Source organism: Pseudomonas sp. 14P5.3.2 (assembly GCF_057799175.1).
The window spans coordinates 76,081-89,196 of sequence record NZ_JBYOKU010000013.1; the positions used below are offsets into that span (position 1 = coordinate 76,081).

Sequence of the window (13,116 nt, forward strand, 5' to 3'; positions counted from 1 at the left end):
AAACGCAATCGAAGGCGATTAAGCCCGCATTAACCCGCATCTTTTTCCTGTCCAGACAAGCTGTTACTGTACGGCCCACAAAGCCCAAGCCGCCTGGATCGGATCTGACTTGAAGCGTCCCCTCCTCCTGCTCCTGATCAGCCTGGCCTTGAGCTCACCCGCAAGCGCGACGATTACCGAGAGTCACGGTTATGCGCAGTTCGGCACGCTCAAGTACCCGGCCAGATTTACCCACTTCGACTGGGTCAACCCGCAAGCGCCCAAGGGCGGTACGTTGCGGGTGATGGCGTTCGGCACCTTCGATACGGTCAATCCGTACACCTTCAAGGGCACCAGCCCGGTGACCACCCCGAATTTCCTGCAGTACGGCATCAACGAGCTGAACGAACCGCTGATGATCGGCACCGGCCAGTATTCGCCCTCCGGTGACGAACCGGCGTCGAGCTATGGCTTGATCGCGCAATCGGTGGAGTACAGCGAAGATCGCAGCTGGGTGGTGTTCAATCTGCGCCCGGAAGCACGCTTTCACGATGGCACGCCGATCACCGCGTACGACGTGGCGTTCTCCTATCGCTTGCTGCTCAAGGAAGGTCATCCGCTGTACCGCACCGCTTTGCAGGAAGTCGCACGCGTGGACATCCTCAACCCGCAGCGCATCCGCTTCGTGATGAAGCGCGCCGGCAATCCGCTGCTGATCCTGCGACTGGGTGAGTTGCCAGTGCTGCCGCAGCATTACTGGAAGGATCGCGACTTCAAGGCCACTACCTTCGAGCCACCGCTGGGCAGCGGCCCGTACCGCATCACCTCGGTGACGCCGGGGCGGCAGCTGATTTTCGAGCGGGTCAAGGATTACTGGGGCAAGGATCTGCCGGTCAATCGCGGCAAGTACAACTTCGATCGCATGGAAGTCGAGTTCTACCGCGACAGCGACGTGGCGTTCGAAGCGTTCAAGGCCGGCGAATTCGACATCTACATCGAGCATCAGGCGAAGAACTGGGCCAACGGCTACAACTTCCCGGCGGTGCGCCGTGGCGAGGTGATCAAGGCGCAGATCCCGCACCAGATCCCGACGCAGAGCCAGGGGCTGTTCATGAACACCCGGCGTCCGACCTTTGCCGACGTCAAAGTCCGCGAAGCCATGGGCCTGATGTTCGACTTCGAGTGGACCAACCGGGCACTTTTCAGCGACGCCTACCAACGCTCCACCAGCTACTATCCCAACAGCGAGTTCAGCGCCAGCGGCCTGCCGATCGGCCATGAATGGCTGATGCTCAAGCCGTACAAGGATCAATTGCCGGCGAAGCTGCTCACTGAACCGTTCAGCCTGCCGCAGACCGATGGCCGCGGCATCCCCCGGGAAACCATGCGCAAGGCCCTGGCGCTGCTCGCCGAGGCCGGCTGGAAACTCAATGGCCAGCGCCTGCAAAACGCGAAGGGCCAGCCGCTGAGCTTCGAACTGCTGCTGGTCAACCCGAACCTTGAGCGGATACTCCAGCCGTACATCGAGAACCTCAACAGCATCGGTATCGACGCGCGCCTGCGCACAGTGGATCGCGCGCAGTACAAACAGCGTCTGGACCAGTTCGATTTCGACATGATCCTGATGACGCTCAACCAGACCCTCAGCCCGGGCCTGGAGCAATGGCAGTACTTCCATTCCAGTCAGGTCGGGGTCAAGGGCAGCAAGAATTACGCGGGCATCGCCAACCCGGTGGTCGATCACCTGCTCGAACAGTTGCTCGCCGCGCAAACCCGCGACGAACAAGTTGCCGCCGGCAAGGCGCTGGACCGCGTGCTGCTCTGGCAGCACTACAGCATTCCCAACTGGTACCTCAATTATCACCGACTGGCCTACCGCAACCGGTTGGCCTTCGTCACCACGCCGCCCTACACCCTGGGTCTGAACACGTGGTGGCTGAAATCTTCGGAGAAAGCTCAATGAACGCCATCCGCGCCCTGCTTGTGCAGGCCAGCGGTCTGCTGTTCGCCGGGTTGGCCTGCGCCGCCCCGCAACACGCCGTGACCCTGTACAACGAGCCGCCGAAGTACCCGGCCGACTTCAAGAACTTCGACTACGTGAACCCCGACGCGCCCAAGGGCGGGATCTTCCGCCAGGCCGGGTTTGGCGGCTTCGACAGCCTCAACCCGTTCATCAGCAAAGGCGTGCCGGCCGATGACGTCGGGCAGATCTACGACACCCTGACCAAGCACAGCCTCGACGAACCGTTCACCGAATACGGCCTGATTGCCGCCAAAATCGAAAAAGCCCCGGACAACAGTTGGGTGCGTTTCTACCTGCGCCCGGAAGCCCGCTTCAACGACGGCCACCCGGTGCGCGCCGAAGACGTGGTGTTCAGCTTCCAGACCCTGACCAAGGACGGCTCGCCGCTGTTTCGTGGCTACTACAGCGATGTCGACGAAGCCATCGCCGAAGACCCGCTCAAAGTGTTGTTCAAGTTCAAGCACAACAATAACCGTGAGTTACCGCTGATCCTCGGCCAGCTCCCGGTGCTGCCGAAACACTGGTGGGCCAATCGCGATTTCACCAAAGGCAATCTGGAGATTCCGCTGGGCAGCGGCCCGTACAAGGTCGCCGAAGTGAAGGCCGGGCGCTCGGTGCGCTATGAACGGGTCAAGGACTACTGGGGCAAGGACCTGCCGGTCAATCGCGGGTTCTACAACTTCGACGTGATGACCACCGATTACTACCGCGACAACACCGTCGCCGTCGAAGCGCTGAAGGCCGGCCAGTTCGATTACTGGCTGGAAATGACCGCGAAGAACTGGGCCAACGCTTACAACATCCCGGCGGTCACCGAAGGTCGCTTGATCAAGGAACAGATCGCCAACAGCAACCCGACCGGCATGCAGGGCTTCGTTTACAACCTGCGCCGTCCGGTGTTTCAGGATGTGCGGGTGCGTCAGGCGCTCGGCTTGCTGTTTGATTTCGAATGGACCAATAAACAGCTGTTCAACGGTGCCTACTTCCGCACCCGCAGTTATTTCGAGAACTCGGAAATGGCCGCCACCGGCCTGCCCGACGCCGAGCAACGGGCGATCCTCGAACCGTTTCGCAGCAAGCTCCCGGCCCAGGTGTTCAGCGAAGCCTTCGAAAACCCCAAGACCGACGCCAGCGGCATGATCCGCGCCCAGCAGCGCGAGGCCTATCAGCTGTTGCAAGAGGCTGGCTGGAAGATCGTCGACGACAAAATGGTCGACGCCAGCGGCAAACCGGTGGTCATCGAATTCCTCCTCGCGCAGACCGAATTCGAACGCGTGCTGCTGCCGTTCAAGCGCAACCTGGCCGACCTCGGCATCGATCTGGTGATCCGCCGTGTCGATGTTTCGCAGTACATCAACCGTGTGCGCTCGCGGGACTTCGACATGATCGTCGGCAGCTTCCCGCAGTCCAACTCGCCGGGTAACGAGCAACGCGAATTCTGGATGAGCGCCGCCGCCGACAAACCGAGCAGCCGCAATACCATGGGCCTCAAGGACCCGATCGTCGATCACCTGGTGGAAAATCTGATCAACGCCGACTCGCGCAGCAGCCTCGTGGCTCACGCCCGGGCGCTGGATCGGGTGCTGCAATGGGGCTATTACGTGATCCCCAACTGGCACATCAAGACCTGGCGCGTGGCCTACTGGAATCACATCGGCCACCCGAAAGTCTCGCCCAAATACGACATCGGGATTAACACCTGGTGGGTCAAGCCTGACGCGAAACCCGCCATAGAAGTCGAAACCAAACTGCAAGCCGACCCTGTGGGCACGGAGTAATCAGATGCTGGCGTATATTTTTCGGCGACTGCTGCTGATCATCCCTACCCTGTTCGGGATTCTGCTGATCAACTTCGTGATCATCCAGGCCGCGCCCGGCGGCCCGGTGGAGCAGATGATCGCCAAGCTCGAAGGCTTCGAAGGCGCCACCAGCCGCATCGCCGGTGGCGGTGCCGAAGTGTCGGTGGCCGGCTCCGCCTATCGCGGCGCGCAAGGTCTGGACCCGGCACTGATCAAGGAAATCGAGCACATGTACGGGTTCGACAAGTCGGCCCCGGAACGCCTGTGGATCATGGTCAAGAACTACGCGAAGCTGGACTTCGGCGACAGTTTTTTCCGCGACGCCAAGGTTATCGACCTGATCAAGGAAAAGATGCCGGTATCGATCTCGCTCGGGCTGTGGAGCACGCTGATCATGTACCTGGTGTCGATCCCGCTGGGGATCGCCAAGGCCACGCGGCACGGCAGCCACTTCGACGTGTGGACCAGTTCGGCGATCATCATCGGCTATGCGATTCCGGCGTTCCTGTTTGCGATTCTGCTGATCGTGGTGTTTGCCGGCGGCAGTTATCTGGACTGGTTCCCGCTACGCGGGCTGACCTCGAACAACTTCGATGAACTGAGCCTGGGCGGCAAGATCCTCGACTACTTCTGGCACCTCGCGCTGCCGGTGACGGCACTGGTGATCGGCAACTTCGCGACCATGACCCTGCTGACCAAAAACAGCTTCCTCGACGAGATCAACAAGCAGTACGTGGTCACCGCCAAGGCCAAGGGCCTGACGCGTAATCGCGTGCTCTACGGCCACGTGTTCCGCAACGCGATGCTGCTGGTGATTGCCGGGTTCCCGTCAGCGTTCATCGGCATCTTCTTCACCGGCTCGTTGCTGGTGGAGGTGATCTTCTCCCTCGACGGCCTCGGCCTGATGAGCTTCGAAGCGGCGATCAACCGCGATTACCCGGTGGTGTTCGGCACCCTGTTCATCTTCACCCTGCTCGGCCTGGTGGTGAAACTGATCGGCGACCTCACCTACACCCTGGTCGATCCGCGCATCGACTTCGCCAGCCGGGAGCATTGAGATGAACCTGTCCCCTCTCAATCGCCGCCGGTTCGAACTGTTCAAGGCCAACAAGCGTGGCTGGTGGTCGCTGTGGCTGTTCCTGATCCTGTTCGGCCTGAGCCTCGGTGCCGAGCTGATCGCCAACGACAAGCCGCTGGTGGTGCATTACGACAACCACTGGTACTTCCCGGCGATCAAGCGCTACCCGGAAACCACCTTCGGCGGAGAATTCCCGCTGGAAGCCAACTACAAGAGCCCGTACATCCGCGAACTGCTCAAGGCCAAGGATGCGTGGGTGTTGTGGGCGCCGATCCCCTACAGCTACCAAAGCATCAACTACGACCTGAAAGTCCCGGCCCCGGCCCCGCCGTCGGCGGACAACCTGCTGGGCACTGACGATCAGGGCCGCGATGTGCTGGCACGGGTGATCTACGGCTTCCGCATTTCCGTACTGTTTGCCCTGACGCTGACCGTGCTCAGCTCGATCATCGGCGTGATTGCCGGCGCGCTGCAGGGTTTCTATGGCGGCTGGGTCGATCTGGCCGGGCAACGCTTTCTGGAGATCTGGTCGGGATTGCCAGTGCTGTACCTGCTGATCATCCTCGCCAGTTTCGTCCAGCCGAATTTCTGGTGGCTGCTGGGGATCATGCTGTTGTTCTCGTGGATGAGTCTGGTCGACGTGGTGCGCGCCGAGTTCCTGCGCGGGCGCAACCTAGAATACGTGCGCGCCGCGCGGGCGCTGGGCATGCAGAACGGTGCGATCATGTTCCGCCATATTCTGCCCAACGCCATGGTTTCTACCATGACCTTCATGCCGTTCATCCTCACCGGCGCCATCGGCACCCTGACTGCGCTGGATTTCCTCGGCTTCGGCTTGCCGGCCGGCAGCCCGTCGCTGGGTGAACTGGTGGCCCAGGGCAAATCCAACCTCCAGGCACCGTGGCTGGGCATTAGCGCGTTCGCCGTGCTGGCGCTGATGTTGAGTCTGCTGGTGTTTATCGGCGAGTCCGCTCGCGATGCCTTCGACCCGAGGAAGTGAAATGAATCAGGATAATCTGATCGAAGTGCGCGACCTCGCCGTCGAGTTCGGCTTGAACGAGCGGCGGCACCGAGTAGTCGAGGGCGTGAGTTTCGACATCAAGCGCGGTGAAACCCTGGCGCTGGTCGGCGAGTCCGGCTCGGGCAAATCGGTGACGGCGCACTCGATCCTGCGCCTGCTGCCCTACCCGCTGGCCCGACATCCGGCCGGCAGCATCAACTATGCGGGGCAGAATCTGCTCGGCCTGAGCGAAAAAACCATCCGCCACATCCGCGGTAACCGGATCGCGATGATCTTTCAGGAGCCGATGACCTCTCTCAACCCGCTGCATTCGATCGAGAAGCAGATCAACGAGGTGCTGGGCATCCACAAGGGCCTGACCGGTAAAGTCGCAACCAAGCGCACGCTGGAGCTTTTGGAGATGGTCGGCATCCCCGAGCCGCACAAGCGCCTCAAGGCCCTGCCCCACGAATTGTCCGGCGGTCAGCGCCAGCGAGTGATGATCGCCATGGCCCTGGCCAACGAGCCGGAGTTGCTGATCGCCGACGAACCGACCACCGCACTGGACGTGACCGTTCAGCTGAAAATCCTCGATTTGCTCAAGGAACTTCAGGCTCGATTGGGCATGTCGCTGCTACTGATCAGTCACGATTTGAACCTGGTGCGAAGAATTGCGCATCGCGTATGTGTCATGCAGCGCGGTTGCATCGTCGAACAGGCATCGTGCGCAGAGCTGTTCCGTTCGCCGCAGCATCCGTACACTCGGGAATTGCTCGGCGCGGAGCCCAGCGGAGGCCCGGCGACCAATAAAATCGGGGCGCCGCTGCTCGAAGTCGAGAACCTGAAAGTCTGGTTCCCGATCAAGAAAGGCCTGCTCAAGCGCACGGTGGATTACGTCAAGGCAGTGGACGGCATCAATTTCAGCCTGCCTCAGGGACAGACTCTGGGGATCGTGGGGGAAAGCGGTTCCGGCAAATCCACGCTGGGTCTGGCGATTTTGCGGCTGATCGGCAGCAAAGGCGCCATTCGCTTTGAGGGCAAACAGCTAGACTGCCTGACGCAGAACGAGGTTCGTCCGTTGCGTCGGGAGATGCAGGTGGTGTTTCAGGATCCGTTCGGCAGCCTGAGCCCGCGGATGTGCGTCAGCGACATCGTTGGCGAAGGCCTGCGGATTCACAAGATGGGCACCGCCGCCGAGCAGGAAGCGGCGATTATTGCGGCATTGAAGGAGGTAGGTCTGGATCCGGAAACCCGGCACCGCTACCCTCACGAATTTTCCGGTGGGCAACGGCAACGTATCGCCATTGCCCGGGCTTTGGTGCTGAAACCGGCGCTGATCCTGCTGGACGAGCCGACTTCCGCGCTCGACCGCACGGTGCAGCGGCAAGTGGTGGAGCTGTTGCGTTCACTGCAAGCCAAGTACAACCTGACGTATTTGTTCATCAGCCATGACCTGGCTGTCGTCAAAGCGCTGAGCCACCAGTTGATGGTGGTCAAGCATGGCCAAGTGGTCGAACAGGGAGCTGCGCAAGATATTTTTGCCGCCCCCAAACATCCGTATACACAGCAGTTGCTGGAAGCCGCTTTTTTGGCACCAGCCACTGCGCAATAACCTGAAAGAGGAGCAACACATGGGTTTTCTCGCCGGTAAGCGCGTACTGATCGTCGGTGTCGCCAGCAAGCTGTCCATCGCATCCGGCATCGCTGCCGCCATGCATCGCGAGGGCGCTGAGCTTGCCTTCACTTATCAGAACGACAAACTGAAAGGTCGTGTTGAGGAATTCGCTCAAGGCTGGGGTTCGAGCCCTGAGCTGTGCTTCCCGTGCGACGTGGCCAGCGATGAAGAAATCGCCAAGGTCTTCGAAGAGTTGAGCAAGAAGTGGGACGGCCTGGACTGCATCGTGCACTCCGTCGGCTTCGCCCCGGGCGACCAACTGGACGGCGACTTCACCGAAGCCACCACCCGTGAAGGTTTCCGCATCGCTCACGACATCAGCGCCTACAGCTTCGTGGCCCTGGCCAAGGCTGGCCGCGAAATGATGAAAGGCCGCAACGGCAGCCTGCTGACCCTGTCGTACCTGGGCGCCGAGCGCACCATGCCGAACTACAACGTGATGGGCATGGCCAAGGCTTCGCTGGAAGCTGGCGTGCGTTACCTGGCCGGCTCCCTGGGCCCGGACGGCACCCGCGTCAACTGCGTATCGGCCGGCCCGATCCGTACCCTGGCAGCCTCGGGCATCAAGAACTTCCGCAAGATGCTGGCCGCCAACGAAGCGCAAACCCCACTGCGCCGCAACGTCACCATCGAAGAAGTCGGCAACGCCGGCGCCTTCCTGTGCTCCGACCTGGCGTCGGGCATCAGCGGTGAAATCATGTACGTCGACGGCGGCTTCAACACCACCGCGATGGGCAATATCGAAGAGTAATCTTCGGTCTGCCAATAAAAAACCCGCCTCGTAAGGCGGGTTTTTTGTGCCGGTAACACTGCCCTCCCTGTGGGAGCGGGCTTGCTCGCGAAGGCATTCCTTCAGGCAATTACTCATGGCCTGACACACCGCTTTCGCGAGCAAGCTCACTCCCACAGGGTTGCGCGCAGCACCGGGATTTCGTGAACACCCGAGAAACTTGTAGGAGTGGGCTTGCTCACGAAGAGGCCGGCACATTCAACATCGATATCGCCTGACCAGGCGCTTTCGCGAGCAAGCCCGCTCCCACAGGGGGCCTGCGCAGCACCGGGATTTCGTGAACACCCGAGACACTTGTGGGAGTGGGCTTGCTCACTAAGAGGCCGGTACATTCAACATGGATACCACCTGACCGGACGCCTTCGCGAGCAAGCCCGCTCCCACAGGGTTGCGCGCAGCACCGGGATTTCGTGAACACCCGAGAAACTTGTAGGAGTGGGCTTGCTCACGAAGAGGCCGGTACATTCAACATGGATACCACCTGACCGGACGCCTTCGCGAGCAAGCCCGCTCCCACAGGGTTGCGCGCAGCACCGGGATTTCGTGAACACCCGAGAAACTTGTGGGAGTGGGCTTGCTCACGAAGAGGCCGGCACATTCAACATGGATCCCACCTGACCGGACGCTTTCGCGAGCAAGCCCGCTCCCACAGGGTCCTGCGCAGCACCGGGATTTCGTGAACACCCGAGAAACTTGTGGGAGTGGGCTTGCTCACGAAGAGGCCAGCACATTCAACATCGATATCGCCTGACCAGACGCTTTCGCGAGCAAGCCCGCTCCCACAGGGTCCTGCGCAGTACCGGGATTTCGTGAACACCCGAGAAACTTGTGGGAGTGGGCTTGCTCACGAAGAGGCCGGTACATTCAACATGGATACCACCTGATCGGACGCTTTCGCGAGCAAGCCCGCTCCCACAGGGGGCCTACGCAGCACCGGGATTTCGTGAACACCCGAGAAACTTGTGGGAGCTGGCAAGCCAGCGATGAGGCCGAATCAGCGCCGCTTCAACGCCTGCTTGTGCGCATACATGGCCTCGTCGGCATCGGCCAGCAGCCGATCCACCGTGTCATGCCGTCGGGAATCGTATTCGATCTGGCCGACGCTGAAGCGAATGTCGTAGCCGCGCTGCAACATTGCATTGCGCTCGTCGAGGATTTCCTTGAGCCGCGCCATGATTGCCGTGGTTTCGACGTGACTGGAACCGGTCAGCAGCGCCACGAACTCATCGCCGCCCAATCGCCCGATCACATCGCTTTCGCGAAAAGCGATGCGCAGCACGTCGGCGAAGGTCTTCAGCGCACTGTCGCCCTCGGCATGGCCGTAGCGATCGTTGATCTGCTTGAAATCATTGAGATCGAAAAACAGTAGCGTCGCCGGTTTGTCCCGGTGTTTGCAGGCGTCCAGCGCATGCTGGGCCAGGGTCTTGAAGCCACGGCGGTTGGACAGCAGCGTCAGCTCATCCATGCTCGCCATCTGCACCGCCATCAATTCCTGCTCGGCCATGCCGGCGAGGTCGCGCAACAGGGCGCGCTCCTCGTCGTCGAGTTCCCGCGGTCTGGTGTCGATCAGGCACAGCGTGCCCATTTTGTTGCCATTGGGCACCGTCAGCGGGTAGCCGGCATAGAAACGAATCTTCGGCTCGCCGGTGACCAGCGGATTGTCGTGAAAGCGCGCGTCCTCCTTGGCATCAGCCACCAACAGCAGTTCGTTCTGAAGGATCGCATGACCGCAGAATGACACATCCCTCGGCGTTTCACTGACGCCCAGCCCCACGCAAGACTTGAACCACTGACGATCGCTATCCACCAACGTCACCAAGGCAATCGGCACGTTGAACAGGCGCTTGGCCAGCCGCGTAAGCCGGTCGAAACGCTCCTCCGGCGCGGAGTCGAGGACATTCAAGCCGTGCAGCGCTTGAATTCGGGTTGCTTCATTGGCGGGTTTGATCGGGGCCAGCATCACGCACTCCATCAGGGTCAATGACCGTTAGAGTAGCCTGATTCGCCAGCGACTCACACACATCAACCGCCCGCCACCGGACACGGGCCGCCCGCGTCGGCCCAAAGCTTGAACTGAGCCACAAAAATGTCATGCGGCACCGGCACCGGCGCGCGCCCTGCTCCGGGGTTCCAGCCCCACAGCACCAACTTGTCATCGCTGACATGTTTTATCAGCGCGGCGAAATCCCGGTCGCCGTTGCTCGAACGATCCTTGATCATTGCGCACAACTTGTCCGGTGGCAGGCCGATCCACGCCATTTTGTGCGTCGCCGGTGGCAGGCTCCAGTGCGGCGCACCCGGTGGCGCATGCGGGCCATAACTGTCGGGCGGGTTGCTCTCGGCGTGGCAGGTGGCGCAGGGCAAACCGGCGGCGCCCTTGCCGTCCATGCCGCGCACCACGTTCATCGCGTGCGGTTTGCCCGCATCGAACTGCAGCGGCGAGTCGCCGGGGATGTGACAGTTCTGGCAGCGCGGGCTCTGGAACACCTTCTGCACCGTACCGAACGCCTTGAGCGCCTCCTGATCATCGGCAAACAGGTCCGAGGCGTAGCCGCCCAGCCCCAGCAAGATCATGGTGCCCAACAGCAGATGTCGTTTCATCTCACACCCCCGCCAGTTGCAGCGGCAGTTCACGCAACCGTTGCCCGGTCAGCGCATACACCGCGTTGGCCACCGCCGGTGCGGTGGGCGGGACACCGGCCTCGCCGATGCCGCCGGGTTTGTCGCTGCTGGGCACGATATGCACCTCGACCAGCGGCATCTCGTTGAGCCGCAGCACCTGATAGTCGTGATAATTGGATTGCACCACCGCGCCATCCTTGACCGTCAGTTTGCTGTGCAGCGCCATGCCCAGGCCAAAGGTGATGCACGATTCCATCTGCGCGGCGATGCTCTGCGGGTTGACCGCGATCCCGCAGTCCACCGCACAGACCACGCGGTGCACGCGAATCGCCAGATTGTCCTGCGAGACCTCGGCCACCTGCGCCACATAACTGCCGAACGACTCATGCACCGCCACGCCCAACGCATGCCCGTCCGGCAATGGCGCTTGCCAGTTGGCCTTCTCCACCGCCAGATTCAGCACCCCGAGATGCCGCGCATGATCCTTGAGCAAGGTGCGTCGGTATTCCACCGGATCCTTGTTCGCCGCGGCGGCCATTTCATCGATCAGCGACTCCATGACGAACGCGGTGTGGCTGTGCCCCACCGAACGCAGCCACAGCACATTGATCCCGGTCTGCGGCGAATGCAGCTCGACCTGTTGATGGGCCAGGCCTTTGATATACGGGCTGTCGGCCACGCCTTCGACCGACGTCGGGTCGATGCCGTTCTTGACCATGGTCGCTTCCAGCAGAGTGCCGGTCATGATCGACTGGCCGACCAGCACATGCTGCCAGCTCAGCGGCAGGCCCTGCCCATCGAGGCCGATGCGCGCCTGATGCAGGAACATCGAGCGGTAATACCCGCCACGAATGTCATCTTCGCGGGACCACACGGTTTTCACCGGCATCCCGGCAGCCTTCGCCACTTGCACCGCTTCGGCGATGAAGTCCGAGGTCGGATTGGCCCGGCGCCCGAAACCGCCGCCAAGAAACTCGGTGTGAATCTCCACCTGCTCGGATTTGAGTCCGGTGATCTTGCCGGCGACCATCTGGTCGAGGGTCTGGAATTGCGTGCCGGTCCAGATCTCGCACTTTTCGGCGCTGATTTTCACTGTGCAGTTCAGAGGTTCCATCGGTGCATGCGCCAGATACGGCACGCTGTACTCGACGTCGATTTTCTTCGCCGCCTTGTCGAAGTTGCCTTTCGGATCCCCAGCCTGGCTGGCGGAAGTGCCCGGTGTCGCCGCCAGTTTGCGGAAGCTGTCGAGCAAGCCCTGGCTGCTCAGATCCGTATGCGGCCCCAGATCCCAATCGACTTTCAATGCATCACGACCGAGTTTCGCCGCCCAGTAATGATCGGCAATCACCGCCACGCCCGTCGGTACTTGCACCACTTTGTGCACACCCGGCACCGCCAGCGCCTCGGCGCCTTCGAAGGATTTGACCGTGGCACCGAACACCGGCGCACGGGCGACCATCGCGGTCATCAAACCGTCGAACTGCACGTCCATGCCGAATTTGGCGCGGCCGGTGATTTTCTCCGGGGTATCGAGGCGTTTGGTCGGCTTGCCGATGACCTTCCAGTCTTTGGCCTCCTTGAAGGTGATCGACTTGGGATCCGGCACCGGCAGTTGCCCGGCGGCGTCCGCCAGTTCGCCATACGTCGCGCGTTTATCGCCGGCGATCACCACGCCCGATTCAGTACGAATGGCTGAAGGCGCCACGTCGAAACGCTTGGCCGCCGCCTCCACCAGCATCTGTCGCGCCGTGGCCCCGGCGAGTCGGTAACGGTCGAACTCCATCCAGGTCGAGGTCGAGCCGCCGGTAATCTGCATCCCGCCAAACGCCGGCATGCCGTAATTGGCCGCCGAGGCCGGCGAGTGTTCGACGCGGATCGTCGACCAGTCGGCGTCCAGCTCTTCGGCGATCAGCATGGTCAGGCCGGTCCAGATGCCCTGGCCCATTTCCGAATGCCCGAGCAACACCGTCACGCTGTTGTCGGCGGCGATGCGCAAAAACGCATTCGGCGCGAAGACCTTGCCTTCATTCTCCGCCGCCATGGCAAACCGATGGGCACCGGGGACCACGAACGCCACCACCAGACCGCCACCCAGCACGGCACTGCCCTTGAGAAATCCGCGACGCGATACAGGACTGTTCATTACCCTT

The 13,116-nt window shown here is 61.5% G+C and carries 9 protein-coding genes; 6 read left to right on the forward strand and 3 right to left on the reverse strand.

Annotated features, from left to right (window positions below; translation table 11 throughout):
* Positions 1-109: 109 nt before the first annotated feature.
* From AC27VU_RS13080 to fabI, 6 genes are read left to right on the forward strand one after another with little or no spacing between them, the layout of a single operon-like run.
* Positions 110-1,942 (forward strand): extracellular solute-binding protein, encoded by a 1,833-nt coding sequence (locus tag AC27VU_RS13080; protein ID WP_488724220.1) that lies wholly within the window; start codon positions 110-112, stop codon positions 1,940-1,942.
* Complete coding sequence (locus tag AC27VU_RS13085; RefSeq protein WP_103522344.1) at positions 1,939-3,780, forward strand: extracellular solute-binding protein; 1,842 nt, start codon at positions 1,939-1,941, stop codon at positions 3,778-3,780. Before AC27VU_RS13080 ends, AC27VU_RS13085 begins: the two co-directional genes overlap by 4 nt.
* A 4-nt stretch (positions 3,781-3,784) precedes the next feature.
* Positions 3,785-4,858 (forward strand): microcin C ABC transporter permease YejB, encoded by a 1,074-nt coding sequence (locus AC27VU_RS13090; RefSeq protein ID WP_003224148.1) that lies wholly within the window; start codon positions 3,785-3,787, stop codon positions 4,856-4,858.
* Between the two features lies 1 nt (position 4,859).
* Positions 4,860-5,879, forward strand: coding sequence for an ABC transporter permease (locus AC27VU_RS13095; protein WP_003224146.1), 1,020 nt, complete (start codon positions 4,860-4,862; stop codon positions 5,877-5,879).
* Between the two features lies 1 nt (position 5,880).
* Positions 5,881-7,491 carry an ABC transporter ATP-binding protein gene (locus AC27VU_RS13100; RefSeq protein WP_103485053.1) on the forward strand — a complete coding sequence of 537 codons (1,611 nt, stop codon included), beginning with the start codon at positions 5,881-5,883 and terminating at the stop codon, positions 7,489-7,491.
* Positions 7,492-7,510: 19 nt separating this feature from the next.
* Positions 7,511-8,305, forward strand: a complete 795-nt coding sequence (fabI, locus tag AC27VU_RS13105; protein ID WP_003202751.1) for an enoyl-ACP reductase FabI — start codon at positions 7,511-7,513, stop codon at positions 8,303-8,305.
* 1,033 nt (positions 8,306-9,338) lie between these two features.
* Here fabI and AC27VU_RS13110 read toward each other — a convergent pair.
* The 3 genes from AC27VU_RS13110 to AC27VU_RS13120 form a co-directional block, all read right to left on the reverse strand.
* A complete protein-coding gene (locus AC27VU_RS13110) occupies positions 9,339-10,304 on the reverse strand; it encodes a sensor domain-containing diguanylate cyclase (protein WP_103522342.1) in 966 nt (321 codons plus the stop codon).
* Positions 10,305-10,366: 62 nt separating this feature from the next.
* Positions 10,367-10,945 (reverse strand): hypothetical protein, encoded by a 579-nt coding sequence (locus AC27VU_RS13115; protein ID WP_488724221.1) that lies wholly within the window; start codon positions 10,943-10,945, stop codon positions 10,367-10,369.
* A gap of 1 nt (position 10,946) precedes the next feature.
* Complete coding sequence (locus tag AC27VU_RS13120) at positions 10,947-13,109, reverse strand: xanthine dehydrogenase family protein molybdopterin-binding subunit (protein WP_488724222.1); 2,163 nt, start codon at positions 13,107-13,109, stop codon at positions 10,947-10,949.
* Between the last annotated feature and the right edge of the window lie 7 nt (positions 13,110-13,116).

What these genes read in the sequence shown, in the direction of transcription:
- AC27VU_RS13085 (WP_103522344.1), top strand. Translation starts at nt 1,939, where the DNA reads ATGAACGCCATCCGCGCCCTGCTTGTGCAGGCCAGCGGTCTGCTGTTC.
- AC27VU_RS13090 (WP_003224148.1), top strand. Translation starts at nt 3,785, where the DNA reads ATGCTGGCGTATATTTTTCGGCGACTGCTGCTGATCATCCCTACCCTG.
- AC27VU_RS13095 (WP_003224146.1), top strand. Translation starts at nt 4,860, where the DNA reads ATGAACCTGTCCCCTCTCAATCGCCGCCGGTTCGAACTGTTCAAGGCC.
- AC27VU_RS13100 (WP_103485053.1), top strand. Translation starts at nt 5,881, where the DNA reads ATGAATCAGGATAATCTGATCGAAGTGCGCGACCTCGCCGTCGAGTTC.
- fabI (WP_003202751.1), top strand. Translation starts at nt 7,511, where the DNA reads ATGGGTTTTCTCGCCGGTAAGCGCGTACTGATCGTCGGTGTCGCCAGC.
- AC27VU_RS13110 (WP_103522342.1), bottom strand. Translation starts at nt 10,304, where the DNA reads ATGCTGGCCCCGATCAAACCCGCCAATGAAGCAACCCGAATTCAAGCG.
- AC27VU_RS13115 (WP_488724221.1), bottom strand. Translation starts at nt 10,945, where the DNA reads ATGAAACGACATCTGCTGTTGGGCACCATGATCTTGCTGGGGCTGGGC.
- AC27VU_RS13120 (WP_488724222.1), bottom strand. Translation starts at nt 13,109, where the DNA reads ATGAACAGTCCTGTATCGCGTCGCGGATTTCTCAAGGGCAGTGCCGTG.